General features: G+C 69.0%; 24 protein-coding genes and 2 pseudogenes. 14 read left to right on the forward strand and 12 right to left on the reverse strand.

The features are described 5' to 3' along the window. Positions 1–13: 13 nt before the first annotated feature. Positions 14–658, forward strand: coding sequence for a response regulator (locus ACM6LR_RS31125; protein WP_414940752.1), 645 nt, complete (start codon positions 14–16; stop codon positions 656–658). Here the strand turns inward: ACM6LR_RS31125 and ACM6LR_RS31130 are convergent. Then, positions 655–1116 (reverse strand): AAA family ATPase, encoded by a 462-nt coding sequence (locus ACM6LR_RS31130; protein WP_414940753.1) that lies wholly within the window; start codon positions 1114–1116, stop codon positions 655–657. The two genes, ACM6LR_RS31125 and ACM6LR_RS31130, sit on opposite strands and share 4 nt — an antisense overlap. Before the next feature lie 739 nt (positions 1117–1855). Beyond that, positions 1856–2386: a GNAT family N-acetyltransferase gene (locus ACM6LR_RS31135; RefSeq protein ID WP_414940754.1), complete on the reverse strand. Its 531-nt coding sequence runs from the start codon at positions 2384–2386 to the stop codon at positions 1856–1858. A gap of 22 nt (positions 2387–2408) precedes the next feature. Here ACM6LR_RS31135 and ACM6LR_RS31140 point away from each other — a divergent pair, with 22 nt between their 5' ends. The 4 genes from ACM6LR_RS31140 to ACM6LR_RS31155 are packed head-to-tail and all read left to right on the forward strand — an operon-like array spanning position 2409 to position 4075. Beyond that, positions 2409–2972 carry a helix-turn-helix domain-containing protein gene (locus ACM6LR_RS31140; protein WP_414940755.1) on the forward strand — a complete coding sequence of 188 codons (564 nt, stop codon included), beginning with the start codon at positions 2409–2411 and terminating at the stop codon, positions 2970–2972. A gap of 10 nt (positions 2973–2982) precedes the next feature. After that, the gene (locus tag ACM6LR_RS31145) at positions 2983–3333 is read left to right on the forward strand and encodes a DUF3626 domain-containing protein (protein ID WP_414940756.1); all 351 of its coding nucleotides are present in this window, start codon (positions 2983–2985) and stop codon (positions 3331–3333) included. Between the two features lie 56 nt (positions 3334–3389). Continuing rightward, positions 3390–3659, forward strand: coding sequence for a hypothetical protein (locus ACM6LR_RS31150; RefSeq protein WP_414940757.1), 270 nt, complete (start codon positions 3390–3392; stop codon positions 3657–3659). Between the two features lie 5 nt (positions 3660–3664). Then, positions 3665–4075 (forward strand): secondary thiamine-phosphate synthase enzyme YjbQ, encoded by a 411-nt coding sequence (locus tag ACM6LR_RS31155; RefSeq protein WP_414940758.1) that lies wholly within the window; start codon positions 3665–3667, stop codon positions 4073–4075. Here the strand turns inward: ACM6LR_RS31155 and ACM6LR_RS31160 are convergent. Next, positions 4061–4708 (reverse strand): annotated as a pseudogene (locus ACM6LR_RS31160) (ABC transporter permease); the annotation flags it as partial. The gene ACM6LR_RS31155 and the pseudogene ACM6LR_RS31160 overlap by 15 nt on opposite strands. A gap of 114 nt (positions 4709–4822) precedes the next feature. On the opposite strand from ACM6LR_RS31160, the gene ACM6LR_RS31165 reads away from it, so the two are divergent. The 4 genes from ACM6LR_RS31165 (at position 4823) to ACM6LR_RS31180 (ending at position 9560) form a co-directional block, all read left to right on the forward strand. Beyond that, positions 4823–5509, forward strand: coding sequence for an HAD hydrolase-like protein (locus ACM6LR_RS31165; RefSeq protein WP_414945135.1), 687 nt, complete (start codon positions 4823–4825; stop codon positions 5507–5509). A gap of 9 nt (positions 5510–5518) precedes the next feature. Then, positions 5519–6451 (forward strand): hypothetical protein, encoded by a 933-nt coding sequence (locus ACM6LR_RS31170; RefSeq protein WP_414940759.1) that lies wholly within the window; start codon positions 5519–5521, stop codon positions 6449–6451. Next, entirely contained in the window at positions 6448–7314 is an 867-nt protein-coding gene (locus ACM6LR_RS31175) for a hypothetical protein (RefSeq protein WP_414945076.1), read from the forward strand. The genes ACM6LR_RS31170 and ACM6LR_RS31175 overlap by 4 nt, the downstream gene beginning before the upstream one ends. 71 nt (positions 7315–7385) lie before the next feature. Then, positions 7386–9560 carry a bifunctional lysylphosphatidylglycerol flippase/synthetase MprF gene (locus ACM6LR_RS31180; RefSeq protein ID WP_414940761.1) on the forward strand — a complete coding sequence of 725 codons (2175 nt, stop codon included), beginning with the start codon at positions 7386–7388 and terminating at the stop codon, positions 9558–9560. Here the strand turns inward: ACM6LR_RS31180 and ACM6LR_RS31185 are convergent. Together ACM6LR_RS31185 and ACM6LR_RS31190 are read right to left on the reverse strand one after the other, a co-directional pair. Continuing rightward, the gene (locus ACM6LR_RS31185; RefSeq protein ID WP_414945077.1) at positions 9497–10249 is read right to left on the reverse strand and encodes a hypothetical protein; all 753 of its coding nucleotides are present in this window, start codon (positions 10247–10249) and stop codon (positions 9497–9499) included. The genes ACM6LR_RS31180 and ACM6LR_RS31185 overlap by 64 nt on opposite strands. A gap of 193 nt (positions 10250–10442) precedes the next feature. Then, complete coding sequence (locus ACM6LR_RS31190) at positions 10443–12191, reverse strand: proline--tRNA ligase (RefSeq protein WP_414940763.1); 1749 nt, start codon at positions 12189–12191, stop codon at positions 10443–10445. Positions 12192–12317: 126 nt separating this feature from the next. Between ACM6LR_RS31190 and ACM6LR_RS31195 the strand changes: the two genes are divergently transcribed. Then, entirely contained in the window at positions 12318–12674 is a 357-nt protein-coding gene (locus tag ACM6LR_RS31195) for a VOC family protein (protein ID WP_414940764.1), read from the forward strand. A gap of 28 nt (positions 12675–12702) precedes the next feature. Next, entirely contained in the window at positions 12703–13605 is a 903-nt protein-coding gene (locus tag ACM6LR_RS31200) for a 2-hydroxyacid dehydrogenase (RefSeq protein WP_414945078.1), read from the forward strand. Between the two features lie 109 nt (positions 13606–13714). On the opposite strand, the gene ACM6LR_RS31205 is transcribed toward ACM6LR_RS31200, so the two are convergent. Further along, entirely contained in the window at positions 13715–14650 is a 936-nt protein-coding gene (locus ACM6LR_RS31205) for an aminoglycoside phosphotransferase (protein ID WP_414945079.1), read from the reverse strand. A 73-nt stretch (positions 14651–14723) separates the two neighbouring features. Continuing rightward, complete coding sequence (locus tag ACM6LR_RS31210; RefSeq protein WP_414940767.1) at positions 14724–15692, reverse strand: GNAT family N-acetyltransferase; 969 nt, start codon at positions 15690–15692, stop codon at positions 14724–14726. Positions 15693–15751: 59 nt separating this feature from the next. Here ACM6LR_RS31210 and yaaA point away from each other — a divergent pair, with 59 nt between their 5' ends. Together yaaA and ACM6LR_RS31220 are read left to right on the forward strand one after the other, a co-directional pair. Beyond that, positions 15752–16498 carry a peroxide stress protein YaaA gene (gene yaaA / locus ACM6LR_RS31215; protein ID WP_414940768.1) on the forward strand — a complete coding sequence of 249 codons (747 nt, stop codon included), beginning with the start codon at positions 15752–15754 and terminating at the stop codon, positions 16496–16498. Positions 16499–16681: 183 nt separating this feature from the next. Next, the gene (locus tag ACM6LR_RS31220; protein WP_414945080.1) at positions 16682–18133 is read left to right on the forward strand and encodes a trypsin-like serine protease; all 1452 of its coding nucleotides are present in this window, start codon (positions 16682–16684) and stop codon (positions 18131–18133) included. Here the strand turns inward: ACM6LR_RS31220 and ACM6LR_RS31225 are convergent. The 5 genes and pseudogenes from ACM6LR_RS31225 to ACM6LR_RS31245 all read right to left on the reverse strand — a co-directional run bounded on the left by ACM6LR_RS31225 (position 18072) and on the right by ACM6LR_RS31245 (position 23076). Further along, the gene (locus ACM6LR_RS31225; RefSeq protein ID WP_414940770.1) at positions 18072–18494 is read right to left on the reverse strand and encodes an Imm1 family immunity protein; all 423 of its coding nucleotides are present in this window, start codon (positions 18492–18494) and stop codon (positions 18072–18074) included. The genes ACM6LR_RS31220 and ACM6LR_RS31225 overlap by 62 nt on opposite strands. 93 nt (positions 18495–18587) lie before the next feature. After that, a pseudogene (locus ACM6LR_RS31230) lies at positions 18588–18665 on the reverse strand (hypothetical protein); the annotation flags it as partial. A gap of 95 nt (positions 18666–18760) precedes the next feature. Beyond that, complete coding sequence (locus tag ACM6LR_RS31235; protein WP_414945081.1) at positions 18761–20293, reverse strand: phytoene desaturase family protein; 1533 nt, start codon at positions 20291–20293, stop codon at positions 18761–18763. Between the two features lie 72 nt (positions 20294–20365). Continuing rightward, complete coding sequence (locus tag ACM6LR_RS31240; RefSeq protein WP_414940771.1) at positions 20366–21913, reverse strand: S8 family serine peptidase; 1548 nt, start codon at positions 21911–21913, stop codon at positions 20366–20368. Further along, positions 21913–23076, reverse strand: a complete 1164-nt coding sequence (locus ACM6LR_RS31245; protein ID WP_414940772.1) for a S8 family peptidase — start codon at positions 23074–23076, stop codon at positions 21913–21915. The genes ACM6LR_RS31240 and ACM6LR_RS31245 overlap by 1 nt, the downstream gene beginning before the upstream one ends. 309 nt (positions 23077–23385) lie before the next feature. Here ACM6LR_RS31245 and ACM6LR_RS31250 point away from each other — a divergent pair, with 309 nt between their 5' ends. Then, the gene (locus tag ACM6LR_RS31250; protein ID WP_414940773.1) at positions 23386–26211 is read left to right on the forward strand and encodes an ATP-binding protein; all 2826 of its coding nucleotides are present in this window, start codon (positions 23386–23388) and stop codon (positions 26209–26211) included. The last annotated feature ends 10 nt before the right edge of the window (positions 26212–26221 follow it).

The following is a 26221-nucleotide window of genomic DNA, read 5'->3' on the forward strand; positions in this document are numbered from 1 at the left end:
CACGGGGGGCGGCGTGCGCGTCGTGATCGCGGAGGATTCGGCCATCCTGCGGGCGGGACTGGTCGAACTGCTGAACCTTCGGGGGCACGAGGTCGTCGCGGCCGTCGCCGACGGCGACAGCCTGTGCGAAGCTGTTCGCGCCCACCGGCCGGACGTGTCCATTGTGGATATCCGAATGCCGCCGACGCACACCGACGAAGGCCTGCGCGCGTCGATCGCGCTGCGCGCGGAACTGCCGGGCTGCGCGATCCTGCTGTTCTCACAGTACGTCGAGACGCAGTACGCGACGGAACTCCTGGCCGACCGCGCGGGCGGCGTCGGCTACCTGCTGAAGGACCGCGTCGCGGAGGTGTCGGACTTCCTCGACGCGCTTCGGCGGGTCGCCGAGGGCGAGACCGTGCTCGACCCGGAGGTGGTCAGGCAGCTCTTCAGCGCCACGCGGAAGACGGACGCGCTCGCCGGGCTGACCCCGCGGGAACGGGAAGTGCTGGGCCTGATGGCCGAGGGGCGGTCGAACTCGGCCATCGCGGCGGCACTGTTCCTTTCGGCGGGCTCGGTGGAGAAGTACGTGTCGAGCATCTTCGGGAAGCTGGCGCTGCCTCAGTCCGAAGGAGACAACCGGCGGGTGCTGGCGGTGCTGCGGTACCTGGAGTCTTAGCGCAGGTTTTCCAGTTTCGCGACGACATCGGCGAGGGGTTGTCCCGTGTCGATCTCGACGGTGGCGGACTCGCGCAAGAGCGGTTCGATCTCTTCGGTGTCGGCGACGACACGTTGGCGTTCTCCGGGGTCTTTGCCGAAGTCGTTGGTGTCACGGGTCGCGAGGCGGTCCAGGATGACGTCGATCGGCGCGCTGAGCAGCACGATATGGTCGAAGCGCGGGTAGAAGTCCTGTTGATTCCAGACGGTTCCGGCGATGAAGAGCGGTTCTCCGGAGCGTTCGTGTTCGGTGATGAGGGCGTCGATGCGGTCGGGACGCCAGTGGCGTTCCACGTCTTGGTCTTCGGCGATCCAGTCGCCGGTGTCGGTGTCGACGGTGCAGAAGCCCTTGCGCGCCAGGGCGTTCAGGGCGGTCGATTTACCCGTGCCGGACATGCCGGTCACCAGGATCACTGTCACTTCGGTGAGTTTACGGTCGTGGATGGTCGGGTGCCGAATGTCCGTGAGAGCGTTTCTGTTCGCCGCAGGGGCGATGGTTGGCGTGTTCGTGGACGGGATCAGTGGCGGGGCCCGGGTGTCTCTTGCGGTTTTGTACCAGGACGGTGGTCCCGACTCGGCTGCGCCTGGGGTGGCATGAGCTTGATCTTCGGAGGATCAAGGCCAAGACCTACATCGTCAACCCACGCTGGTCCGGCGCAGGTAGGCAAGCACCAGTCCGTTCTAGCGACCTGAACACTCACGAGGCTCAAGAGCGAGTGGAAAGTCCGGATGGCCCAGGACGGGCTCCCGGAGTTCATCGCACCGGCTTACCTCGACCCCACCGGAACACCGAGGCGTAACACCATGCACCTGCAGAGCCAGGAAGGAGTGGGCAGGGTTTCGTCGAGCGAGAGGCGTGTGGATCACTTGCCCGAGATCGGAAATCGGATGCCGGTGGGCGGTGTCGCTCCAGGCGTCCTCGGCGATGCCGGCGATACCGCCTCCTGCGCACTAGGCGGACCGATGTCCGTCGCAAGAACAATCTTGCAAACCCAGAGCGCATTTGCACGCCCGAATACCGCACGACACCGGTGGATCCAGGTCGAGTACACCCCTCTGAAACCGGCCGTGACAGGGACGGTCTCGCAGGACTGCGTGGATTTCGTTGCGTTGGATGACCCGCAATCCACACAGTCCCGAGGCCGGACGACTTTATTCCCTACCGCGGCTCCACCGGCACCCCGCCCTCTTCCGGCAGGCACAACTGCATCCAAGCGACATCCCGCCAAGCCCCGTGTTTGTACCCGATCCGCTTGTAGGTCCCCACCGGCTCGAACCCCATCGCCGTGTGCAGCCCGGCGCTCGCGTCGTTCGGCAGCACCATTCCCGCGCAGAAGTTCCGGAATCCGCGTGACGCCAGCCTGTCCAGCAGCGCCTGATAGAGGGCGCGGCCGCCGCCCGTCCGCCGTCGGCCCGACTCCAGATAGACACTGACCTCACAAGACCAGCGATAGGAAGGACGGCCGCTGAACGGGCCTCCGTAGGCGTAGCCGGCGACGCGGCCTTCGTCGTCTTCGAGCACGAGCCACGCGTGTGACCGCTGCGCCTTGGCGATGCGCTCGGCCATCTCGTCCGGCTTGGGCGGCTCGGTCTCGAACGAGATCGCCGTGTCGGTGACGTATGGCGCGTAGATCTCCGCGCACGCCGCCGCGTCGTCTTCCTTCGCTTCCCTGATCACCATAGTAACCATGACTGCCACTATAGTGTGCAGCATGTCGGATCCCTTGTCCGCGTCGCTCGCCGCGACGCTCCAGTCCGCGAGGCTCGACCAAAACCTCTCGGCCAATGCCCTCGCCGAGCTGTCCGGCGTGTCCAGGGCGATGATCGGCAAGATCGAACGTGGCGAGGCGCAGCCGACGGCCGTCCTGCTCAGCAGGCTTTCGGCCGCGCTCGGGATGACGTTGTCCGAGCTGGTCGCGCGCGCCGAACACGGCGACCGACGGCTCGCGCGCGTGGCCGATCAGCCCACGTGGACCGACCCGGACACCGGGTACGTGCGCCGTGCCGTCTCCCCGTCGCTCGGCGGGCCGCTGGAACTGGTCGAGGTCGTACTGCCCGCGGGCGCCGAGGTTTCCTTCCCCGCCCACACCTACGCGCTGACCCACCACCAGATCTGGGTACTGGACGGCCATCTGCGGTTCCGTGAGGGCGACGTCGAGCACGAACTCGACGCGGGCGACTGCCTCCAGCTCGGCACACCTCGGCCGTGCGCCTACGTCAACCCGACCGACGACCCGGTGCGATATCTGGTCGCCCTCGCCCGGCGCCACACCTGATACTCGGGTGATGAACTCCCGGGCCCTCGCATACGTCGCGGCGAAAGCACGCGGCGGACACGAGACCGGGCTACCGGTGACGCCGCACTTCCACCCCGCTCGATCCACAGTGGATGGACGCCCGCGCTTGGCAGCGATGGCCGAGGACGGGTTCTACCGCAACCAGTTCGAGACCGGGACGAGCAACGGAGGGCCGACCGCGCACCCGGGCGCAGATCGCTGGTTCTGGGAGAACCGGATATTCGGCGGCGCCTACGACGCCGCGTCGCCCGTCGAACGGCCGAAATACGGGGCACTCGATTTTCGGCGCCGCGCGGTCGGCGGTGCGCCGAGGTTCGGCTCCGGCCATTTTCCGCACTGATCGCACTGGCCGAGCAAAACGACGCGGACCTGCTCGACGACTACGTCGAGGCCTTCGTGCTCGACCCGAGTCAGCGCGGCACCGGCGTCGAAAAGGCCGCACACCGGCTGGGCTGTCCGGTCGAATGGCATCCGTGTTTCCGCCTGTCCACCGAAGAACTCGAACGAGATCCCGAGTACCGAGGCCCCGAATTCGTCGAACTCGGTCTGGCGCTGGCGGGAGACGGCTACCTCGCCCCGCGCGTCCTCGGCGACGCCGTCCACCAAGACCCGCAAGCCCTGAAACGCGTCTGGCACTACGTCGCGCGCCTCGGGGTACTACCGTGAAGAGCATGTACTCCACGGAGATCGAGGTGCGCACCGGCAGCGTGGCCGTGGTGCACGACCTGACCAGGGACGCCGAGACCTTCCTGCGCGACGCGGACGCCGAGGACGGGATCCTGCACGTCTTCGTCCCGCACGCGACGTCCGGGCTGGCGATCCTCGAAACCGGCGCGGGCAGCGACGAAGACCTGCTCAAGGCGCTCGACGACCTGCTCCCCCGCGACGACCGCTGGAAGCACCGGCACGGCAGTCCCGGTCACGGCCGTGACCACGTCCTGCCCGCGCTGTTGCCGCCGTACGCGACGATCCCGGTGCTCGGTGGCGTGATGACACTGGGCACCTGGCAGTCGGTCTGCCTAGTGGACACCAACGTGGACAACCCGGTCCGGCGTGTCCGTTTCAGTCTACTGGAGGGCTGACCGGCCCGGCCACAGCGCGAGCACCAGCCCGGCCGCGAGCAGTCCGGCGAGCACCCAGGCCCCGGTCTTGACGTCCGGCGCGCCGGACACGCCCTGCACAGGCTTCGGAGACCTTCGACGGAGAACCGGAACGGCGTCCAGGACCACAGCATTACGCGGTACGCGGCGTTCAGCAGTTCCGGCACCTGCCCGGCGACGGCGGGTACGACGAGGCAGAGCGAGCCGAGGATCGCCATCGCGCGGACGCCGAGCAAGCACCGCAGACCGGTCTGCAAGGCGACGAAGCCGGTCGAGGCCAGGAAACGGAAGTCGAGGACGTCCCGGCCGAGCGGGAGCGAGGAATCCCACAGCTTCAGGAATCCGGCCAGGATCAGCACGGCGCTCGTGGCCAGGCAGCCGACCCACGCCAGCGCACTCAGCGCGAGCGGCGCGATCTGCGCGCCGGACGGGTTCACCGCCCCGGAGTACCACGACCGTCGACGGGAGTTCGAGGACGCCGTAGACCTCTTTGTCCTCCAACAGTTTCCGGCCTTCTTCGGGAGTGGTCACCCGCCACGAGACCTGACCTCCGCCGTGGGACGCGATTCCGTTCGCGGCCGCTTGGAGCGGCCCCGGCGGCGCGGCCACGGCGACGGCTCAGGGTCGACTTGACCGTCCTGCCGCGGTAGGCGCCGGCCCAGCAGAAGTCAACAGACGTTGAATAAGCTTCCCGGTACCGTCGGCCGCGTGACTACTCCGCACCGGCTCGTGCTGTGGGACATCGACCAGACCCTCGTGGACCTGCGTGGTGTCGGCGCCGCCTGGTACACGACCGCGCTCGCCGAGGTCGCGGGCGTCGAACTGCGGCGACTGCCGAGTTTCGGCGGCCGCACCGAACGCGCCATCAGCGCGGACATCCTGTCCTCGCACGGTGTTGAGCCCACCGAAGAGAACGTCCGCAAGCTCTGGCTCGCACTGGTCGCGGTCTCCGAGAGCCACGCCCCGACGTTGTCCGCGAACGGCCGGGCGCTCCCGGGCGCCAAAGACGCGCTGAACGACTTCGCCACGCACGGCGGCATCGTCCAGACGCTGGTCACCGGGAACCTGCCGGAGATCTCCGTGCACAAGCTGACCGCGTTCGACCTGCACGAACACGTCGACTTCGAGATCGGCGGCTACGGCTCGCTCTCGGCGCACCGGCCCGACCTGGTACCCGCCGCCGTCGGCCACGCCTCGAAGAAGCACGGCACCGACTTCGCGCCAACGTCGGTCGTCGTCATCGGCGACACCCCGGACGACGTGCGGGCCGCACTCGACAACGGCGCCGTCGCGGTGGCCGTGGCGACAGGGCGGTTCAGCGCGGAGGAACTGGCCGACGCGGGCGCGCACACCGTGCTCGGAGACCTCTCCGACCTGGCAGCGGTACGTGCGGCCGTGCTCGGGAACGCCAACTAAGCTCGCTCCATGGCATACCCAGGCGGCAACGGCTGGCCGGAGCACCCGCAGCAGCCCCACCAGCAGCAACCCCCGCAGCAGGGATATCCGCCGCAGAATCCGCTTCAGTACGGCCAGTACCCGCAGGATCCCCAGCAGCAGTACTTCCAGCAGTTCCCGCAGCAGACCTATCAGGGTTTCGCGCCGGAACCACCGAAGAAGGGCAAGAAGGGCCTCTGGATCGGCTTCGGGGCGCTGGTCGTGGTCATCGCCGTCGGTGCCACACTGTTCTTCGTCCTGCGTGACGGCGACGATCCGCAGCCCCAGGCCGCTCCACCTGCTTCCTCCGCACCGGCGCCGCCGTCGTCCTCGGCGTCGAAACCGCCACCCGCGAGCAGCGGAGCCCTCAAGGACAACAAAGTCCCCTCGACGACACCCGGCTGGCAGGGGATCCTGTCAGCCAAGGACAAAACGGCCTACGACCTGCCCGCGACCGGTTGGGAGACCAAGCCCGGCCAGGTCGTCGGCTACAACGAGGGCGAGTTCAAGATGGTCATCCACGAGGCGTCGACGTACAAACTCGGCGCCTGCCCGACTGCCCGGGGTTCGAACCGCGGCGTCGTCGGCTTCGCCACCGCGGACCAGATCCCGGTCGAGAACGCCGCCAGGGGCGCTGTCCGGCTCTGGATCCAGTCCGCGACAGGCAAGTCCGACGTCCCGCTGCCCGACATCAAGCAGGTCCCGATCGCGAGCGGCTCGATCCAGGGGATCAGTTCGACCGGGACCTTCACCCCGGCCGAGACCGAGGAGTGCCGGGCACCGAGCGTGAAGGTCACCTCGGCCGCGTTCAAATCCGGCGACCAGACCATCTGCTTCGTCATGGCCTTCGACCAGGGCACACCCGACGCGCTGCCCGAGGCGGACGCGCAAAAGATCCTCGCGAGTCTGAGGCCACAGCAATGACCGGCCCCGGTGCGCGACCCGACGAACCGCGACTGTGGTCCGTCGATCCGCTCACCGGGCAACCGCTCGAAACCGAAGCCGAACAGACAAGGCCGCTTCCGGCCGTCCTGGACGCCGTCCCGCCGCGCCGTCGCCCTCGCCTCCTGCCGGCGCTGGGTGTCATCGGGCTGGCCGTCCTCCTCGTTGTCGGCACGACGGCCACCTACCAGGTCAAGACCACGGCCCCGCCGCCGTCCGCCGAGGACCTCGTCCTGCCCGATCCGGTGCTGCCCACCCGGATCAAACCGATGATCGCGGGCTGGCAACCGGTGCTGTCCGACGATCACCCGCTCGTTTTCGACGTCCCGCCGGACTGGAAGACCGAAAAACCCGACGTCGCCATCGGATTCGAGACACCGGCGGGCGACCTCGTCACCTTGCAGGGCGTCGCCAGGTACCGCCGCGACTTCTGCCAGGGCTCCGAACTCTCGGCGCGGGCGATGGCGGGGATCACCACCATCGACGAGGGCGAGGTCGGCGGCATCGCCCAGGCGGCGGAGGAAACGACCCTGCGATGGGCCGAAGCCGCGTATGGCTCCATCGGCGGCGGACAGGGCCCGAAGACCGAAATCGGCACGTCCGGGCCGGTGACCGTCCTCGAAGGCGGCGTGATCGCCACCGCCGTGACCACCACCGTCCTCCCCACCGCGAACGGACGGTGCCCGGCGCCGTCGGTCGCGATCACCGCGATCGCCCTCCCCCTTCGCGCTCTGCCCGGCTCCGGCCGCTACCACGTCCTTCTGGTACTCGCGGACCAGGAGATCCCCGGTGCGGTAGCCAGGGACGTCGTCCTCAAGATGGGTGAGAGCATCCGCCGGGAGTAGCACACCCCTAAGGGAAAAATGGGTCCCGTGCCGGATGTGTCGGACCGGCTCCACCGCCTACCTTGATGTCCATGCCAACAGGGGGAAGCGGGACGGCCGCGCCGGGCCGGACGCACAAGATCGCCACGGTGCTGAGGCACCGGCTGCCTTTCACCACCCTCGTCACGGTGACCATGCTCGCGCTCGCCTTGGCCACGGGCGCGCTCTGGTCCGCCGCCGAGGATCGCGCGGTGTACCCGTACATCGCCTATGGGTTGCCGTCGCTCGAATCAGGCCGGTGGTGGACGTTGCTGACCGGACCGCTGTTCGCGGTCGTCCCGCTGTACTACCTGCCGATGGTGCTCAGCTTCGCCTTGTTCGCCGGGTTCGCGGAATGGCGCCTCGGCACCCGCCGGGCGATGGCCGTCACCATCGGCGGCCAGTTCGTCAGCGTGCTGGTCGCGGTCCAGTTCCTCGCCTTGAGCCGCAACTCCGGCTGGGAGTGGGCGGAACGGGTCGCCGGCAGCCTCGACGTCGGGTTTTCCGGGGGCGCGCTCGCCGCGGTCGCGGTCGCCAGCGCCACCCTGCGCCCGCCGTGGCGACTGCGGTTGCGTGCCGGATTGTGCGTTTACGCCGGGATCGCGATCATCTTCGTCGGCACGCTCGCCGACCTCGTGCACTTCTTCGCCCTCGTGCTGGCCCTGCCGTTCGGGCGCCGGTTCCTCGGTTCGACGGACTCCACCCGCGAACGGCGGCCGAGCCTGCGCGAGTGGCGGTTCTACGCCATGGCCGGTCTGCTGGTGCTGACGGTCGCCGAACTGGTGATGTCCTTCGTGCCGGGCAACGGTCCCTTCGGTTCGTCCGAGGAACTTTCGCTGTCCACCTGGGAAGTCGTCATCCTGTGCCTGATCGTGATGCCGATCATGAACGGCCTGCGCAAGGGCAACCAGGTCGCCTGGTGGTGCGCGATGATCCTGACCTCGTTCGTCATCCTGCAGGTGATGGCCTACGGCGGGGTGCTCGCGCTGGCCGAGGTCCTCGGTGAGGACACCGGGCTTTCGGACCCGCCGCTGTTCTTCGTGGACAATCTGCTGTGGACGGTGGAGTTCGCACTCCTGATCGCCTCGCGAGGGGCCTTCCGCGTGCCGTCACGACGGAAGCGCCGCCGTCTCGGCCGGATGGGCAACCCCGCGCTGGCCCGCACGCTGCTCAGCCGTCACGGCGGAAGCACGCTCTCGTGGATGACGACATGGCCGCAGAACTCGTACTTCGTGACCGCGGACGGCAAGTCCTACCTCGCCTACCGTCGGCACGCGGGTGTCGCCATCGCCCTCGGTGACCCGATCGCCCCGGACGGCGCCGGTGACCGGACGATCACCGAGTTCATCACGATGTGCGAGAACACCGGGCTCGTGCCGTGCCTGTTCTCCGCCACCGGGAGCACCACCGCCAAGACCACGGAACTCGGCTGGAAGCAGGTCCAGGTCGCCGAGGACACCCTGATCGAACTGGAAACGCTGGAGTTCCGCGGCAAGCGCTGGCAGGACGTGCGGACCGCGCTCAACCGCGCCAAGAAGGACGGGATCGAGTTCCGGCTTGTCCGGCTCGCCGATCAGCCTCGTTCGGTGATCTCGCAGGTCCGCGCGATCTCCGAGGAGTGGATCAGCGACAAGGGCATGCCGGAAATGGGTTTCACGCTCGGCGGGGTCGACGAGGCGATGGACCCGGAGACCCGCGTCGGTCTGGCGGTGGACGCCGACGGCGTGGTACACGGCGTGACGTCGTGGCTGCCGGTCTACACCGGTGCCGGCGCCGTCGGAGGCTGGACGCTCGACGTCATGCGCAAGCGCGCTGACGGTTTCCGTCCCTCGATGGAGTTCCTGATCGCTTCGTCGTGCCTCGCTTTCCGCGAGGAGGGCGCGAAGTTCGTGTCGCTGTCCGGCGCTCCGCTGGCGGGCTCCGGCGAACCCGCGCACGCCGTCGAACGCGTCCTGGACGCGCTCGGCACGATGATGGAACCGTTCTACGGATTCCGTTCGCTGCACGCGTTCAAGGCGAAGTTCCAGCCGCGTCACGTCCCGCTGTACCTGGCGTTCCGCGACGAGGCGGATCTGCCGCGGATCGGGATCGCGCTCGGCCGGGCCTACCTGCCGAACACCGGACTGCTGCGGCTGGCCAAACTCGCCAGGTCCGGCAAGAGGCCTCAGCGCAGCGTCGAAGGCGGCGGCGTGATGGTCTTGCGGTCGGCTTCCGGAACGCCCCGGTAGGTCTTGAGGATCTTCAGGATCAGCTCGCGGTCCGCGCTGCCCTGTTCGTCGGAATCCGAATAGACGAGCAGGGCAGCGGACGCGTCTCCCATGTCCACCGCCTGTACGCCGACCAGAGCGCGCTTTGGGACGCAGGGGCCGGTCTGCGCGAGGGTCACCTCCGCGACGACGATGCTCGCGGGGACCTTCTTGCCGGTGCCCAGCGTGAACTCCGCCGCCTGCGCGGGTTCCGCGAGGATCTTGGCGGACAGCGGGCCGTCGTCAGGGTTGTACGCGCTCACCGCGAGGTCGTTCAGCGCTTTGGCCGCCGCGGCCGGCGCGTCGGGGAGCTTCACGGTCGTCAGGCCGCTGCCCCCGATCCGGCTGCCCTTGACCGCCGGGCAGTAGCCCTCGCCGACGAAGGCGCTGGAGAACATGCTGATGCCGGGGACGAGAGCGCTCTTCTCCCAGCCGTGGACAGTGCCCGGTTTCGGCGCCCAGTTCGGCGGGACGTCGTAGGCGACCTGGCCGTCCGCCCCGGCCACCGACTGCCAGCCTTCGGTCACCGGCGGAGCGACGACCCGAGGCGAAGGCGTGTAGACGACCGGGGTCCGGGTAGTCGGCGTGCTGCCGCTCGATGACCGATCCGAGCCGTTGTTCGCCAGTGCGGCGACCGCGATGACGCCGAGCGTGGCGAAGAGGCCGTACATGGCCCTTCGCCGCTTCGCGACATCGGCTGCTTCGCCGACTTCTGCGGCTCGGGGGTGGGTTGGACAGGAGCGTTGAGCTCGGGCGACGGCGTGTAGCCGGGCGAGTCCGAGGGCTGATAGCCCCCGAACCCGCTCAGCGCCTCTTTGTCCTCATAGCCCGGTTCGTCCCCGCGCTTCTCGCCGAACAGGCCCATTACGAGCGGACGAGCTTGACCAGGTGCTCCACGACCGCGTCGACGGCGATCTCCTCGCGGTCGCCGGTGCGGCGGTCCTTGACCTCGACGACGCCGTTCGCCAGTCCGCGCCCGACCACCAGGATGGTCGGGACGCCGACGAGTTCGGCGTCCGCGAACTTCACGCCAGGGGAGGCCTTGCGGTCGTCGAGGACGACCTCGATCCCGGCGGCGTCCAGTTCGGCGGCGAGCTTCTCCGCGCCCGCGGAGACCGTCTCGTCCTTGCCCGCGATGACGACGTGCACGTCGAACGGCGCGACCTCGCGCGGCCAGATGATGCCGAGGTCGTCGTGGTTCTGCTCGGCGAGCACGCCGACCAGCCGCGAGATGCCGAGGCCGTAGGAACCCATGGTGATGCGGATGGGCTTGGAGTCCGGGCCCAGGGCGTCCAGCTCGAACGCGTCCGCGTACTTGCGGCCCAGCTGGAAGATGTGCCCGATCTCGATACCGCGCGCGGCGACCAGGGTGCCCTTGCCGTCGGGTGAAGTGTCGCCTTCGCGGACCTCGGCGGCCTCGATCGTGCCGTCGCCGGTGAAGTCACGGCCCGCGACCAGGTCGACCACGTGGTGGTCGCGCTCGTCGGCGCCGGTGACCCAGGCGGTGCCTTCGACGACGCGCGGGTCGAGCAGGTAGCGGACGCCGTTGTCCTTCAGTGCCTTCGGGCCGATGTAGCCCTTGACGAGGAAGGGGTTCTTCTTGAAGTCCGCTTCTTCGAGCAGTTCGAACTCGGCGGGCACGAGCGAGGCTTCGAGGCGCTTCGTGTCGACCTCGCGGTCACCGGGGAGACCGATGGCCAGCAGGTCCCACTCCTTCGCGCCCGGCCGGCGCGTCTTGACCAAAACGTTCTTGAGCGTGTCCGCGGCGGTGAAGGTGCGGCCGAGGTCGGCGGCGTTCAAGAACGCGACCAGCGACTCGATGGTCGGCGTGTTCGGCGTGTGGTGGGTCTTCGCCTCGGGCAGGCCCTCGATCGGCTTGGCCTCGGGAGCGGGCGTGGTGACCGCTTCGACGTTGGCCGCGTAACCCGATTCGGTGCTGCGGACGTAGGTGTCCTCACCCGTCTCGGCGACGGCGAGGAACTCTTCGGAGGCCGAGCCGCCCATCGCGCCGGAGGTGGCCTTGACGACGACGTACTCGATGCCGAGGCGGTCGAACAGCTTCGTGTAGGCCTGACGGTGCAGGTCGTACGACTTCGCCAAGCCCTCGTCGTCGAGGTCGAAGGAGTAGGAATCCTTCATGACGAACTCGCGGCCGCGCAGGATGCCCGCGCGGGGGCGCGCCTCGTCGCGGTACTTGGTCTGGATTTGGTACAGGACGACCGGGTAGTCCTTGTACGAGTTGTATTCACCCTTCACGGTGAGCGCGAAAAGCTCTTCGTGCGTCGGGCCGAGGAGGTAGTCGGCGCCCTTGCGGTCCTTGAGGCGGAACAGGGCGTCGCCGTACTCGGTCCAACGGCCGGTGGCCTCGTAAGGCTCCCTCGGCAGCAACGCGGGGAACTGGATCTCCTGCGCGCCGAAAGCGTTCATCTCCTCGCGCACGACGTTCTCGATCCGGCGCAGCACCCGCAGGCCCAGCGGCAGCCAGGAGTAGCCGCCCGGGGCGACTCGGCGGACGTAGCCGGCGCGTACCAGGAGCCGGTGGCTCGGTACCTCGGCGTCCGCCGGATCCTCACGCAGAGTGCGAAGGAACAACGACGACATCCTGGTGATCACTTCTGGGCTCCTCGCTGGAATTACGCGCTTAGACGTTCTGCGCAGCGTAGTCACCCCACCCCTGGCAGGTTCAACCGGTTATCGCGGGTGCCCGGTTTTGTCGGTGGGTGCCGCTAGCGTTCGGGGATGGGCATCAAGCTGGGCATGATCACGATCGACTGCGTGGATCCGCGCGGCCTCGCGGCGTTCTGGACGCAGGCGCTCGGAGTGGAAGTGGACCAGGACCACGGCGGAGAGTTCGTGATCCTGCGCTCCCAGGTGGAGAACGGACCCGTCTTCGGGTTCCAGCGCGTGCCGGAGCCGCGCGCGGGCAAGAACCGGGTCCACGTGGACTTCGGTACCGACGATGGCGAAAAGGAGGTGGAACGCCTGATCGGATTGGGTGCGAAGAAGCTGGACGAGCAGAAGGTGCCGGGCCTGGCCTGGACGGTGCTTGCCGATCCGGAGGGCAACGAGTTCTGCGTCGCGACCCACCACGGGTGACGCCGATCCCGATGGTCAGAATGGCGGCATGACGGAGCGAGCCATCCTGCCCTGGTCCGACGTCGAGCTGCCCCAGGGCCTGGCAGCCCGGTTGTACGACGGCACCGGTCCGTTTCCGGACGGCGACCTCGATGACGTCGAGGTCTACGTGCTCCCGTACGACACCGGCATGGAGCCGACGAAGCTGATCGCCCAGCTTCCGTCGCTGAAGCTCGTGCAGTCGCTCTCGGCCGGGGTGGAGAAGCTGTTCCCGCTGGTGCCGGCGGGGGTGAAGCTGGCCAACGGCCGCGGCCTGCACGACCTCAGTGTGGCCGAGCACGCGCTGGCGTTGATCCACGCGTCGCAGCGGGATCTGCCGCGTTGGTTCGCGCAACAGGCGAGGGGATCGTGGCAGCGTGAGCACACGCGCTCGCTGGCCGACAGCCGCGTCCTGCTGGTCGGCCACGGCTCGATCGGCCAGGCCATCGAGCGGCAACTGGTCGCGGCCGAAGCCGTCGTGACCAGGGTGGCGAGCACGGCCCGTCCCGCGGAGCGGGTACACGGCGTCGGCGAGCTGGCGGCGCTGCTGCCGTCCGCCGACATCGTGGTCCTGATCCTGCCCGAGACACCCGCGACCACGGGCCTGATCGGCGCCGCGGAACTCGCCGCGCTGCCGGACGGTGCCCTGGTGGTGAACGTCGGGCGAGGCTCGGCGGTCGACACCGCGGCGCTCACGGCCGAGACCGTCGCCGGGCGGTTGCGTGCCGCGCTGGACGTCGTCGATCCCGAACCGCTGCCGTCGGACCATCCACTGTGGACGGCGCCGGGCGTGCTCGTCACGCCGCACATCGCGGGCGGGTCCGCGTCGTTCTACCCGCGCGCGAAGCGGCTGGTCGCCGAACAGCTGCGCCGGTACGTCGCCGGGGAAGAACCGCTGAACGTAGTCGGCTGACAGGACCCAAGCGGCTGAAGGGGACTTTCCCCGCGTCTCACGCGGTGAAGGGCGCTTTCGTCGCATGGCATGCGGGGAAAGCGCCCTTCAGTCCGGTCGAACCGAGCGTCTAGGGCCAGTGCGTGCGGTAGGCGAGCCAGTCGCGCATGGCCGCGGCGAGACGGCGCTGCGCCGCGCGGACGCCGGTCGTCGCGGGTGGTTCCGGCAGACGGCACGCTCGTTCGGCGTGGCCTGTCAAGGCGACGCCGAACGCGGTGACCGCCCAGACCGGGACGCCGGTGAGCACGGGACGCCGCCGCAGCAGGCGGTCGACGTCGGCGGGCTCGTGCCCGGCGTCGAGCAGATACGGGACGAGCGCGACCAGATCCAGCCAGCCCGCGCCTCGCGCCGGGTAGCGCCAGTTGGTGACCAGTACCCGTCCTGGTCCGGTCCGCACCAGGTACTCGGGCTGGATGTCGTTGTGCAGCAACGTGTCCCCGGCCGACCAGGGATGCCAGGAAGTCTCCAGCTGGACGAGCCTGTCGAGGTTGCGGACGGCCCAGCCGTCGAGGTCGTCGGGCGGTTCCTTCGCCAGTTCGTGCCAGCCGCGCAGGATCGGGCCGAGATCGTCGAGCGCGTCCGGGACGTCGGGCAGCGGGCACGGCGTGAGCGTGCGCCCGAGCGCGCCGAAGGTGGCCAGAACCGCGGAGAGGTCCGGCGACCCAGGGCGCAGGTTCGGCCTGGCGCCGTCGAAGTCGGCGAACGCGAGCACCAGCCATTCGCCATCCACAAAGGACAGCAACTGCGGCGTCGGCGCCTCCGGGGGCAGCCGCCGGGCGATGGCGGCCTCCATCCGGTAGCCGCCCGCTCGCGGACTGTACGCGGGGATCGCCTTCAGGAAGACCCAGCGATGACCACGTTCGAGTTCGAGCCTCGCGGCGACACCGCCGTCGAACTCCGGGGTCTGCCACAGCGAACGGCGGACCACCGACCCGAGCTCTCGCTCCACGGTGTCACGCGTCGCCGAAGGGAGGTCATGCCAGCCGAGGCGTGCGGAAACCGGCAACGCCCTACCACCCCCAGCGATCTCTCCGAGAAGATCGACTGTACCGAAATCCACCCTTTCGGGTATCAACCGGTCAGTTCACGATGGACTTCACGTACCCGGCCCAGCGCTGATGTTCGCTGAAGCCGACACGCTCGTAGACACCGAGGGCGCGGTGGGTGTTGTCCTGATCGACGTTGAGCGAAGCCCGCTGGAAGCCCTTCGCCTTGGCCTCGACGATCGTGTGCCCGAGCAGTGCGCCCGCGATGCCGCGCCCGCGGAGGGCCGCGTCCGTCGCGACGTGACTTACGTACAGGTCCTTCACGCCCGTAGCAGCCGCGTCGGAGGCGAAGAACGCGCTCAGCACCATCGCGACCACTCGGTCGCGCTCCGGGCTCAGCAGCAGGAACGACAAGTCCGGCTGGAAGTCCTTCCCGCCGACCACCAGATGCCGCCAGGCCTCCGGAGACTGCTCCGTGCTCCCCCAGTGGTCCGCGAAGGTCTCGTTGCGAGACCGAAGGGTGAAGGCCTCGTACTTGTCCTCGTACGTGACGAGCGGGAACTCTTCGGGCAGCGGCTTCACCGGCGGGATCGAGCCGAGGTCGGCACGCATGTCGACGAACCACCGGGCGTGCTCGTACCCGGAGCCTGCCAGGACTTCGGAGAGCCAGCGCTGCTTGGTGTTGGCCGCGGCGTGCAGTTCCAGTGGCACGTCCGGGTGGGACTTCGCGTGGAGCCGCTTCCCCGCCTCCTCGAACCAGCCGGTGAGGTGCGCGGCGATCGCGTCGTCGCGGTACTCGGGGTGGACGAGCGTCTCGGCCCGCATCATGTGCACCGGATTCGCCGCGTCACGTCGCCTGAGCAGACCGTAGGCGACCAGCTTGTCGCCATCCCAGGCGCTGGTGGACGCGGTCGGCAGGTCGACGGTCGGCGTGCCGATCTCTTCGGCGAGATCTTCCGCGCTGTAGTGCTCCTCGATCGGCTCGACACGCTCAGCCGCGGCGAAGGTCTCGGCCAGTCGCGGCATGTCGTCCAGGGTCAGCGGGCGCCAGGTCAAGCTCATACGGACGAGGCTAAGCCCGCGCCTCGGGGTGACGCACTCCATTTAGTTACGCTTTCGTGGTGCTCGTGCTCCTCCCCCCTTCCGAAACCAAGGCCGCCGGAGGCACCGGTGCGCCGCTGGACCTCGGCGCGCTGTCGTTCCCGGAACTGAACCCGACCCGGGCGAAGCTGGCCGACGCGCTGGCCGAACTGGCGGGCGATGTCCCGGCCAGTGTCGCCGCACTCGGCATCACGCCGCGCCAAGCCGACGAGGTCGCCCGCAACGCCGAGCTGTGGACCTCACCCACGATGCCGGCGCTACGCCGCTACACCGGGGTGCTCTACGACGCGCTCGACGTCAAGTCGTTCACCAAGGCGACGCTGGCGAAGGCCGAGAAGCGCCTCGCCGTCGCTTCGGCACTGTTCGGCGTGGTCGCGGCCACCGACCCGATCCCCGCGTACCGGCTTTCCGGTGGGAACACGCTGCCGTCGTTCGGGACCGTTCGCAGCGTGTGGAAGCCGACGCTCGAACCAGTGCTCCAGGGCGTCGAAGGGCTCGTCGTCGACCTGCGCTCCGGGACCTACTCGGCGCTCGCGAAGCTCCGGCCGGACGCGGTGACCGTGCGCGTCGTGACCGAGGACGCCAAGGGCAACCGGACGACGGTGAGCCACTTCAACAAGGCTTACAAGGGAAAGCTGGCTTCGGAGCTGGTGAAATCCCGCAGCGAGCCGTCCACTGTGGAACAGCTGCTGCGAGTGCTGTCGAAGGCGGGCCTCGACGTCGAGCGCACCGGCGACCACAGCCTGGAACTACTCACCGGGGATTGACCCGACGGACAACTCACGTGGCGAATCCGGCCGCGGTCGTGTTCTCCGTCCAATCACGCGTGTCGTCCATCCAATCACGGGTGTCACGCGCATTAGTTCCGTACCCCTACGGGCTTCTTCCTCGGTTGTTCCGCCAGGTGCACATGCGGAAAGTGATTTCCAGCCACCTGGAAAGGAACCACCGTGAACAGAAGACAACGGCTACTGGGGATCGCCACCGCCACCCTCGGCTGCCTCTCGGTCCTCCTGCCCGCGCCCGCGGCCGCCGCGAACCTGACCGCCGTCACTCCGACGGATCAAGCGATCGTCCCCGGTGGACCGCAGACGAACTCCATCGGCGGCACCCCCGCCTCGGTCAAGGACCACCCGTTCATCATCGCGGGCCTGCGCCAAGGCGGGACGCGGCCGCAGGGCCAGACCTGCACCGGCTCGGTCGTCGCGCCGCGCAAGATCCTGATCGCCGCGCACTGCAAAGCGGCCGACGGTGAGAAGAGTTTCCTTTACGGGCTGGACGATCTCAACGCGGGCGGCGGGACGCGGATCGGCGTCGTCAGCTATGACATCCACCCGAAGTACGTGAACTTCGACCAGGGTTACGACGTCGCGGTCGTCACCACGGACGCCGACATCCCGGTGCCGGGCGGGCAGTACGCGAAAGTCGCGACGTCGGCCGACACGGAGCTGAACAAGCCGGGCAAGTCCGGGCTCGGGCTGGGCTACGGCAAGAAGAACCACAACGACAGTCCCGCGAACGTCGAACTGCACAAGTTCACCCTGCCGATCGTGCAGGGCATCAGCTGCAACGGTGTCGGCGCGGGCTTCAAGGACGCCACGATGATCTGCAGTGGCTACAGCGACGGCCACGTCACGATCCTGCCGGGTGACAGCGGCGGGCCGCTGATCGTGGACGGCAAGGTCGTCGGCGTCGCGTCGTGGAGCCGCAGCGACTTCAAGTGGTACAGCGTGTACGGCAGGCTCAACAACGACATGGGCGACTGGGTCAAGGAAAAGATCGGTGCGCCGCAGAACCCGGAGAAGTTCTCCCTCGGCGTGACGCCGTCGTCGCTCAAGGCCGAGCCGGGCAACTACGTTTCCGCCACGGTGACCAGCAAGCCGGGCAAGGACGGCACGGAGAAGGTCGACCTGACCGCGACCGGACTTCCGGACGGCGCGAAGGCCACGTTCCAGCCCGCGTCCATCAACTCGGGCGACTCGGCGAAGGTGACCATCGAAGTTCCCGCCGGGACGGCCGAAAAGGACTACGCGGTCACGATCTCCGGTAAAGGGACCACCGACACGGCGACCGCGAACCTGACGCTGACCGTCGGCGACGGCGGGCCGCAGCCCGGCGAACTCCAGGTGAGCGTGAGCCCCGGCAGCGGGACCACCCAGCCCGGGTTCTTCAGCAACGTCAAGGTTTCCGCCACCGGCGGGACCGGCATGATCACGCTGTCGGCGGCCGGACAGGGCCTGCCGTTCGCACCGTTCTTCACCCCGAAGACGATATCGAGCGGCGGTAGCTCGACCATGCAGGTGGTCGCGCCGTTCCAGCGCGGCACCTACCCGGTGACCGTCACCGCGACGGACTCGGCTGGCAAGACCGCCACCGCCACGTACACCCTGACCGTCCAGTAAGCAGATGCGCGTAAGGCCCCCTTCCCTCGGTTGAGCCAAGGGAAGGGGGCCTCCACGCGCTAGACGTCAGCCACGTGATGTTGTCGGGTCCTGCGCCACCGGACTCGACGAATCGGCGGACGGCTTCGCGGACCTGGTCGACCGGGATTTCGGCGCTGGCGGGTACCGCGCGAACATGTGCCTGCTCGTCGTACTCGACGGTCCCCGGTGAGTCTGCAGAATGGCAGGTGTGACAAACCCGCGAGCGCCGTTGACGCCTACGTCGAGGACTTCGCCGGATTCCTCGTGTTCGACAGCGGCCATCCGCGGCAACTCGCCAGGGTCCTGGGCTTCGGCCATGCGAGAAGCAGCGCGTCCGCATCGGCCGGACTAACGAGTTCTTCCCCTTCGCGGGTGTAATAGGCGATTACCGCCATCGTGGTGAAACCCTTCCGGTGTAGGTCTTCACGAGGCCTTACGTCCCGTACACGGTGATTGTGTAGTCCTCGGGAAGGACAGCGGGGAGCAGCCTGTCACAGCCGTACGGACCACCACACGGCCTGTTGTATCACGACGGTGATATGCCTCGAAGAAGTATCGGACTCACGAGGGCAGCGTTCTTCGACAAGCGCCGCGTCGACCTTCTGTTCAGGACCGGGAAAGCACCGCCATCGCGGCATTGTGCCCAGGAATCCCCGAAACACCACCACCCCGCACCGCCCCGGCGCCACAGAGCAGCACCCGCTCGTGCTCCGTCTCGACACCCCATTGCCCCACCTGAGCAGCATCGGCCGCGTAAGGCCACGACAGATCCCGGTGGAAGATGTGCCCCGCGGGCAACCCCAGCTCAGCTTCGAGGTCCAGCGGCGTCTTCGCTTCCACGCACAACCGCCCGTCCGGAGCCCGCAGCACGCAGTCCTCGATCGGCTCGGCGAGCACACTGTCCAAAGAGGACAAAGTCGCTCGCAACGCCTCCTCGCGCACGGCGTCGTTGCGTCCCTCGAACAACCGCGCGGGCATGTGCAACCCGAACAGGGTCAACGTCTGCACACCGGCGGACTGTTCGGCCGGGCCGAGGATCGACGGGTCGGTCAGCGAATGGCAGTAGATCTCGCACGGCGGCAGCGACGGGATCTCACCCGCGGCGGCCTCGGCGTAGGCCGTCGCCAGCTGCTCGTAGCCCTCATTGACGTGGAACGTGCCCCCGAACGCCTCGCGCGGATCGACGCTCGCATCACGCAGCCGCGGCAGCCGTGACAGCACCATGTTCACCCTGAGCTGTGCGCCTTCCGGCGCCTCCGGCGGCTCCTCCCCCAGCAACCGCGCGAGCGTCCGCGGCGCGACGTTGGCCAGCACGTGGCCGCCGCGCACGGTGAATTCGTCATCACCCAGGCGATGACGCACTGAGCCGTCCGGGTCGATGGACAGCACCTCGGCGCCGGTCACCAGCCGAGCCCCGGCCGCCCGCGCGGCCGACGTGAGCGCGCCGGTCACCGCGCCCATACCGCCCACCGGAACGTCCCAATCGCCGGTCTCGTTGCCGATCACGTGGTACAGCAGGCAAAGGTTCTGCCGAAGATCGCCGGCGTCGGCGAAAGTCCCGATCAGCGCGTCGGTCAGCACGACGCCGCGGACGGTGTCGTCGTCGAACAGTTCGGTGAGCGTTTCGGAGACCGGCCGCTCGAAAAGCGCGTCCCAGGCCTCCGGCTCGATGCCCGAACGCAGCTCCTCCCTGGCGAGCAACGGTTCGGTCAGGGTGGGGAACGTCCGCTCCGCGACACGGGACGTCATCGCGTAAAACCGTTGCCACGCCTCGAAGTCCTTGGTTGACCCGGTGAGCGCGGAGAACGACGACGCCGTCCGGCCGTCGTCGCCCGTGTCGACAAGGAGACCGCTCTCTCCGACCGGGGTGTACGACGACAGCCGCCGCCGACGGAGATCGAGTCCGAGCCCGAGGTCCGCGATGATCTTTCGCGGCAGCAGGCTCACCAGGTACGAGTACCGCGAAAGCCGGACGTCGACGCCGGGAAACGCGCGGAAGGACACCGCCGCCCCGCCCACCTCGTCACGGCGTTCCAGCACCAGCACCGAACGGCCCGCCCTGGCCAGGTAGGCCGCCGCCACCAGGCCGTTGTGCCCGCCACCGACGATCACAGTGTCGACCACGTCGTACGACTCCATCAAAAGCCTCCCAGCGAAAACGACAGTACGCCGCGGTCATCGTGACCACGGCGCACCGCCGTTCGCAAGGACTCAGAAGGTGATGGAGAAGCCTTCGATCGTCCCGCTGTCGAACCGGTGAACGTCACGGACCCGCAGCTTCCAGGTCCCGTTCGCCGGTTCGGACGAGGCGTTCACCGAGTACGACGTGTGCACGCCGCTCGCCTCGCCGATCCCTCCCGCTGGCTTCAGCGCGAACACCGCGCCGCTCGGCCCGACCAGATCGATCGCCAGGTCACCGGTGTAGGTGTGCGCGATGTCGACCTTGACCGGCAGCGTCGCCGACGCCTTGCCGTCGCAGCCTTCCTGCGTCACCGAACTGGTCACCGCGTCACCCGCGTCCGGAATGGACACCGGCGTCGTGTTGGACTTGGCCCCGCACTTCGGACCGGGGCCGCCACCGCCGATGAACGACACGTTCAGCAGCTTGTTCACCGTCCCGCCCGGCAGGCCCTTGAGTACGCCGTCCGAGGCGTTGTTCACCAGCGCGTCCCGCGTCTGCTGCGCGGTGGCACCGGAGTTGGCGGACAGGTACAGCGCCGCCGCGCCCGCCACATGCGGCGTGGCCATCGAAGTCCCGCTCATGTTCGCCGAACCACCGTTGGACGTGGACAGCGACGTGATGTTGCTGCCAGGGGCGAAGATGTCCACGCAGGAACTGTGGTTGGAGAACGAGGACTTGTTGTCGTTCTCGTCCGAGGCGCCGACCGTGATCGCCTCGGGGATCCGCGCGGGGCTGACGTTGCAGGCGTTCTGGTTCTCGTTGCCCGCCGCCACCGCGTAGACGAAGCCCGCCGCGATGGACTTCTTGATGACGTCGTCGCCGAGCCCGACCTGGTCCATCCGCAGGCTCAGGTTCGCCACCGCCGGTTTGGTGCCGTTCGCGGTCAGCCATTCGGCCGCGTCGACGATGGCGGAGTCGGGACCGTTGCCCGAACAGTCGTTGCCCAGCACCTTCAGCCCGACGAGCTTGACCTTCTTGGCCACGCCGTAGGTCTTGCTGCCGATGGTGCCCGCGGTGTGACTGCCGTGCCCGTTGCAGTCCTTACCGTTACCGCCCACGAAGTCCTTGCCGATGGACGCGCGCCCCTCGTACTCGGGGTTCTCCGGGTTGATCCCGGTGTCCATGTCGTACGCGGTGACGCCCTCCCCGGTATTCGAGTAGGTGAAGCTCTTGTCCCGCGGCAGGTTCTTCTGGTCGATCCGGTCGAGACCCCAGGTGGGGTCGGTCTGGGTGCCGACGGCACGCGCGGTGCCGTCCTGGTAGACCGCCTTGACCGCCGGGTCGGCCGCGAGCCGCCGGGCCTGCTGCTCGGACATGCCCTTGACCGAGAAGCCGCGGAGCACGTTCTTGTACGCCGACCGGACTTCGCCGCCGTAGCGGCCGGTCAGCGCGGCCGACGACTGCTCGACCGCCATGGCGCCGACCTCGTGGAGCTCCACGATGTACTGGTCCCCGTAATGCTGATTCGCCTGCACGACAACGCCTTCCGCCTCCGTGGCGAGGGCGTTGCCCGCGGCGAGCGCGGCCAGCGCGGTGGCCGCGACGGCCACCAAACCGGCCCGCACGCCGCGGCGCATCAGAGACCCGCCACGTTCAGCAGCTTGTTGGTCGAACCGGTGCCCGGGCTCTTCACCACACCGCTGGTGGCGGCGTTGGCCAGCCCGGAGGCGACGGCGGCGGGGTTCGCCGACGGGTTCGAGGTCAGGTAGATCGCGGCCGCGCCGGCGACGTGCGGGGTCGCCATCGAGGTGCCGCTCATCTGCTGGGTACCGCCACCGTTGCGCAGCGAGGTGATGCTGGTTCCCGGCGCGAAGATGTCGGTGCAGCTGCCGTAGTTCGAGAACGACGACCGGCGGTCGTCGCTCTGCGTGGCGTTGACGGTGATGGCCTCACGCACGCGGGCCGGGCTGGTGCCGCAGGCGTCGGTGTTGGAATTCCCGGAGGCGACGGTGTTGGTGATGCCTGCCGAAACCGCGCGGCGCACGGCGGAGTCCACACCGGAGTCGGCCGGTCCACCGAGGCTCATGGTGAGCACCGACGGGCCCTTGGCGTTCTTCACGACCCAGTCGATCCCGCTGATGATCTGCGAGTACTGGCCGCTGCCCTGGCAGTTCAGCACGCGGACCGCGACGATCTTGGCGCCCTTGGCCACGCCGTAGGTGGCGCTGCCGACCGTGCCGGCGACGTGCGTGCCGTGACCCTGGCAGTCACGGGCGTCACTGTCGTTGTCGATGAAGTCGTATCCACTGGTCGCGCGGCCGCCGAACTCGGACTGGCGGTAGTCGACACCGGTGTCGAGGACGTAGACCGTCGCCCCGGCACCGTCGTTGGGGTACGTGTACTTCTTGTCCAGCGGCAGGTTCTTCTGGTCGATCCGGTCGAGGCCCCAGGTCGGGTTGTTCTGGGTACCGGTCATGTGCGCGACGGCGTCCTGCTGGACGAAGTCGACGGCCGCGTCGGCGGCGAGCCGCTTGGCCTGCGCCTCGGTCATCTTCGCCGAAAAGCCGTTCAGCGCGGCACTGTAGGTGGCCTTCACCTGGCCGCCGTACTTCGCCGCGAGGCCGGCGTCGCCGCTCTTCAGGAAGACGATGTACCCGTCCGTGACGGCTCCCGGCACACCGGCGCCGCGGATCTGCCCCTCGGCGGCCGTGGCAGATCCGGCGAAGGCCAGCGAGGCCGCTACACAAGCGCCGGTGAGCACCGCACCCGCGATCCGGTGACGTCGAAGTTCTCCACGCATTTCCTGAGCTCCGTTCACTCGAACAGGTGGTTCGCGCCGACAGGAATCCGGGCCGACGCCGTGACGAACAGTCACGCTTCACCCACTTTCGGGTGGCGGGACCTGCGCGAACAAGCGAGGCAACGGTCCGTAGGACTACGTATCTAATAGGGAAAATCACCATCCCTACGAAAGTTGTGTGACCGTCCGAGCGGGTTCCGTGATCGCCGAACACGCGCTTAAGCTGCGTTCACTCGAACGGTGTTGTTCGTGAAGCGGGGGTGACCCGGCATGGTGATCGGTGGCTGCCGACGCAGGACGAGTTCGCCCGTGCTCGTCGGCCGTGATGCGGAACTACGAGAGATCCTCGACGGCGCGATGCGCTCGCCGGCGGTGATCATGCTCGAAGGCGAAGCGGGCGTGGGCAAGACCCGGCTCGCCACCGAACTGCTGGCCTGCCCCGAACTGGCCGGGCGTCCGGTCCTCACCGGAAGCTGCCAGCCGCTGCGCGAGCCCTTCCCGTACGGCGTGGTCTTCGACGCGCTCAAGGACGTCCGACCGGCACGCGAACTCAACCCCGTGACCGGTGTACTCGGCCCCTACCTGCCGGAACTCGCCGCCTTCCTGCCCGCTCCGCCACCCCGGCTCGGCGATCCGAGGGCCGAGCGGCACCGGCTCTTCCGCGCCGTCCGGGAACTGCTCGGCTCGCTGGGACCACACGTCCTCCTCATCGAAGACCTCCACTGGGCGGACGACGGTTCCCGCCGCCTGCTGCGGTTCCTGATGACCGACCCGCCCGCCGGCCTGACCCTCCTGCTCACCTACCGGCGTGAGGAAACGCCCGGTGGCATCCCGCTCGGCAGCGCCTACCGGGCCGCTCCCGGCACCGAGCACGTGCTCGTCGCTCTCCGCCCCCTGGACCGCGACGGCGTCCAGGCACTGGTGTCGGCCTTGCTCGGCGAGGCGAACGTCTCGGCCGAGTTCGCGGCGCGGCTGCACGAGCGGACCGCGGGAATCCCGTTCGTGGTCGAGGAGATCGTGCACGCGATCGGGGGCATCGAGGGCGCGGTGCACGCCGACGGCGCGACCGCGCGGCGTCTGCTCGACGCGGTCGAAGTCCCGGCGCTGCTGCGCGAGGCGACGGTCGAACGCCTCTCCGCGCTGCCGCCCGCCGCCCGGCGGATCACCGAGGCCGCCGCCGTCCTCGGCACACCGTCCACTTCGGACCTGCTGGCCGCCGCGGCGGCCCTCACCCCCGAACGCGCCCACCCCGCCCTGGTCCTCGCCCTCGAACGCAACGTCCTGGTGGAGACCGGCGATGGCGAATACGGCTTCCGGCACGCGCTCGCCCAGCAGGCCGCCTACCGCACCATCCCCGGCCCCGACCGCCAGGAACTGCACCGGCGCGCCGCGCGGCTGTTGCGCGACCGCCTCCCGCAGTCCCTGGTGCGGCTCGCCGAACACTGCCGCAAGGCCGGCGACCGGGCCGGTGCCCTGAAATACGGCGAAGCGGCCGCCGATCAGGCGTCGGCGGTCGGCGATCTCGCCACCGCGACGGATCTGCTCCGCACCCTGCTCGACGAACCGGGCCTGCAACCGTCCGATGTGGACAGACTCGCGGTCAAGTTCAGTTCGGTGGCGTGCAACGGTCTCGGTCAGACCGAAGTCATCCCGGCGCTGGAACGGCTGCTCACCGACGGCAGGCTGTCCGGACGGCTGAGCGGCGAGGTCCGGCTGGGCCTCGGGCTCCTGCTGGTCCGCCAGGCGGGCGGGCTCGAGGCGGCCAGGACGGAGATCGAACTCGCCGTCAACGACCTCCCCGACCGGCCCGACCTCGCCGGACGCGGGATGGGCGTCCTCGCCCAGCCGTGGGTCGGCTCGACCCCGCTGCCGGAGCACCGGCGATGGATGGATCGTGTGGACGGGCTCATCGACCTGGCCACCGACCCGCGCCTGAAGATCATCCTGCTGGCCAACAACGTGGCGTCGCGGCTGCACATCGGGGACGCGCGCGGCTGGGACATGCTGGACCGGGCGCCCACCAGTGTCGCCTCGGCCGACGAGCAGCGGCATCTGGCGCGGTTGCATTGCAACAGCGCCGACGCCTGTGCCTGGATCGGCCACCACCGTCGCGCCAGAAGCCTGCTGCGCAGCGGCATGCAGCTGGCCGCCGACTGCGGGGCGCCGTACGTCGTCAGCACCGCCCGCGCGACCGCGGTCCACACCGACTGGCTCACCGGGAACTGGGACGGCCTCGCCGAACGGGCCGACGCGCTGATCGACGAATACCGCGACCTCCTGCCGGTGACCAGCGAACTGTGCCTGGTGCTGGGCCTGCTCGCCGCCGCCCGCGGCGAATGGGACGAAGCCGCGGTCCGGTTCGCCGGGACAGCGGCGGACCAGCCGGAGAACGCGTACACGCCGGTCGCGATCGCCGCGCACGCCGGGATGGCGGGCATGCTGCTCGCGCAGGACCTCGGCGAGGCCGCCGTCACGCAGGCCGAGAAGGGACTGGAACTCTTGCGCGCCAAGGGTGTCTGGGCCTGGAGCGCCGACCTGATCGTGGCCGCCGTCGACGCGTACTGCGCCACCGGGCTGGACGCCGCGGCGCAAGCGCTGACCGACGAGTTCGAACGTGAGATCGGCGACCTCGACGCGCCGTCCACCCATGCCGCGCTGGCCGCGAACCGCGGCCTCATCGCCGCGTCCCGGGGCGACCACGAGGCGGCGATCGAGGCCTTCGAGCAGGCACGGACCCGCTACGACGCCCTTCCAGCGCCGTATCACGCGGCGCTGATCGCCGAACGGGCCACGCGCTGCCGACTGGCCTGCGACGAGGACGTCGCCGAGACGTTCGCCGCGCTCGCCGAAACGTTCGACCACCTCGGCGCCACCCGCGACGCCGCGCGCTGCCGCCACGCCTTCCGGTCCACTGGCGCGGTCGCCCCCTCACGGCGCGGCCGCCGGGGCTACGGCGACGAACTGTCCCCGCGCGAACGCGACGTCGCCCGGCTGCTGGCCGCCGGGCATACGAACCGGGAGATCGCCGAGGTGCTGTTCCTGTCCCGGCGGACGGTGGAACAGCACGTCGCGAGTGTGTTGCGCAAGCTGAAGGTGCGGTCCCGGGGTGAGCTGGCGGGGCTGCGTTCGGCTTAGGAGTCGTGAG

This window comes from Amycolatopsis sp. cmx-11-32 (assembly GCF_047608695.1).
In the GTDB taxonomy this organism is placed as follows: Bacteria; Actinomycetota; Actinomycetes; order Mycobacteriales; family Pseudonocardiaceae; genus Amycolatopsis.